The sequence below is a fragment of the Pseudoalteromonas sp. NBT06-2 genome, assembly GCF_002276045.1.
Lineage (GTDB): Bacteria > Pseudomonadota > Gammaproteobacteria > Enterobacterales > Alteromonadaceae > Pseudoalteromonas.
The window spans coordinates 1-2,319 of the sequence record NZ_NQMR01000300.1; the positions used below are offsets into that span (position 1 = coordinate 1).

Genomic DNA, 2,319 nt, shown 5'->3' on the forward strand with positions numbered 1-2,319 from the left:
CCGGAGTTCAGCATTAGCATGGAATGCTTAAATGAACCACGAGTCTATTTGAAATTCGTCATCAGATAACAGGAGTTAAAAATTGATGATGACTATGTCTGGTTGTGCAGGCATATGAGTCTGAGCGGCAGTGACTTATCGTATGCTGATAAGGTGATGTAACCCGCTGACAACGGGAAGTGAGGCGAATTCGTTAAGCCAAGATGCTTCTCCAGACTGAATATTGGACGGATGAAGAACATGAACCGATTAACCCGCATCTATGGGCTGAAACGTCGCCACGGCCTACACGAATTAACAGGCCGTATGAGGCTATGATAGTGTTATAGGTAGGAGCACTATCATCAATTTGGTTCGCAAAATGTAAGTGCGAACCAATGGATAAACGTTGTATCACAATTCTGCGTTTAAGTATCATCACCTTACAGTACGATAAGGTTAAAGACTGCGATCGGCATCCACTCCAATATGTTTGAGTTCAGATAGGTAAACCGGGGAAGGTTTGTTTGGATGTTAAGGGAGCACGACCCCGATGACAAGCAAACTGGCGGAGCGTTCGTAGTAGTCTGAGGTGGGGAAAGCCCATTACATGGCGAAGGGACGCAGTTTAATTGATTTGCGTAAGCAAATTATCTGACCTTAATGAGGTGAAGACCTTTGATAATCAGCGAAATGCAACGTAAATTAGCAACATGGACAGCAACCGATAAAACTCATCGAGTTAATCGATTGTTGCGCCTGATCAGTCACCCACAATGGCTTTACAACGCGGCTGAAGTGACGCTTTCCTCCAAGGGTGCTAAAACACCTGGCGTCGATGGGATCACTTAAATTCATTTACAGGCTACATTGCATGACTACTTAGATGAAATCAGAAATGATTTATTATCAGGTAATTATCAACCTATGCCTGCCAGAAGAATTTACATTCCTAAAGCAAATGGAAAGCAACGTCCGCTTGGTATTCCAACACTGCGAGACAAAATAGTGCAACGTGCCATGCTAATGGCCATGGAGCCGATATGGGAAAATGATTTTCATTCATTATCCTATGGTTTCAGGCCAGAGCGTAGCGTCCATCACGCCATTCGGACAGTTAAATTACAACTGACTGAATCAAATGAACCCAGAGGACGTTGGGTTGTTGAGGGTGACCTGTCAAGTTATTTCGACACGGTTCATCATCGATTGCTGATGAAATGTGTACGTAAACGCGTTAGTTGCCATAAGTTTAATGAATTGCTTTGGCGATTTATGAAAGCTGGCCATATAGAACGCAATCTGTTTTGTGCAACGAGTGAAGGAGTGCCGCAAGGTGGCGTTATTTCACCATTATTGTCAAACATCATGCTCAATGAGTTTGATCATTATCTGGATGAATATTACCTAAGCAAGAAAGCGCGTAAAGATCTATGGTACTGGAATCACACCATTCAAGACAAACGCAAGATTGCCTTGGATGAAAACAGGCAATGGAAGCCAGCCGTTGCTTATTGCCGCTATGCCGATGACTTTGTTGTTATCGTCAAAGGCAGCAAACAACAGGCAGAAGCAATTCGTGACCAATGTCGAAATTTCCTTGAAAATAAACTCAAACTCACGCTAAATATGGAGAAAACTCATGTTACGCATGTGAATGACGGTTTTATTTTCCTCGGACATAGAATCATCAGGAAGCGAGGTCCTAAAGGTAATATGCGTGTGGTGTCTGGGATCCCCAATGGTAAGGCTAAAGCATTTTCTCATTCACTGAGTAAAGCATTATCAGGAGATCACAGTTGTAGCAAGATAGACAAAGTTGAACAGCTCAGCCGAAAACTAAAGGGTTGGGCACAATTTTATCGACATACTGATTTTACAGCCAAAGTTTACAGTAAAATCGATCGTATTGTTTTCTGGAAACTCGCAAAATGGCTGGCTCGGAAATATCGTTGTTCCATCAAATCTTTGATGATGAAGTGGATCAAACGACCGACACCTGATCAGGCTAAGACTTGGGTGTTATTTGGTAAGAGCAATCGAGGTAATTTATGTGGTGTTTCACTTTTTCGATTAGTGAGTAGCCCTAAACTACCATTTCGTTGGCGACTACCTGAATCGAATCCATACCTTAGAGATGAAATTAGAAACACAGTCACATCTCGTTACAGTGATGTTGCAATGGCTGTTAGCCACAATTAAGCGGAGAGCCGAATGCGCTGAAAGGTGCACGTACGGTTCACAGAGGAGAGGCAGAGAAATAGTTCGACTACGCTCTGCCTCTTACTCTACTTCGCACCAAGCAAGGCTGGATGTGTTTAGCGATTGTAATGGATTTAT

Annotated in this window: 1 protein-coding gene; it reads left to right on the forward strand. The window is 42.9% G+C overall.

Features of this window, described 5'->3' with window-relative positions; genetic code table 11:
• Positions 1–849: 849 nt before the first annotated feature.
• The gene (gene ltrA / locus CJF42_RS25540) at positions 850–2,181 is read left to right on the forward strand and encodes a group II intron reverse transcriptase/maturase (protein ID WP_502694817.1); all 1,332 of its coding nucleotides are present in this window, start codon (positions 850–852) and stop codon (positions 2,179–2,181) included.
• Positions 2,182–2,319 lie beyond the last annotated feature (138 nt).